This window comes from Paraburkholderia sp. SIMBA_053, from assembly GCF_046534895.1.
GTDB classification, from domain to species: Bacteria; Pseudomonadota; Gammaproteobacteria; order Burkholderiales; family Burkholderiaceae; genus Paraburkholderia; species Paraburkholderia caledonica.
In genome coordinates, this window is record NZ_JAWRXU010000251.1 from 1 (window position 1) to 350 (window position 350).

The following is a 350-nucleotide window of genomic DNA, read 5'->3' on the forward strand; positions in this document are numbered from 1 at the left end:
AGATGGGCGCGCCCACCGAGGTGCGCATCGAGTTGACCCACCCGCAGCAGCTTGCACGGGCTGACTATCTGAACCTTGACGCCTGCTTCTCCGTGGTGGCCGACGATGGCGCCTTGCGGAAGTTTTCCGGGTACATCGAACGCTTCTCGACGGTGCAGACCACGAAGGACTATGTCCGCTACGAATTCGTACTGAAGTCGCACTTCGGACGGCTCCAGGCGGTTACGGATACGCACGTCTACCAGCGCGTCACCACACCGCAGATCCTCACGGCGGTGGTGCGCCGTCATGGCATCCGGGATCACCCGACATCGTTCCGTCTGCGCCGTCAGTATCCGGTCCATCTCTGG

1 protein-coding gene is annotated in these 350 nt (G+C 62.3%); it reads left to right on the forward strand.

Annotated features, from left to right (window positions below; translation table 11 throughout):
- Positions 1 to 2: 2 nt before the first annotated feature.
- The coding region (locus SB753_RS35490; protein WP_410804758.1) for a contractile injection system protein, VgrG/Pvc8 family at positions 3 to 350 on the forward strand (348 nt) is incomplete at its 3' end.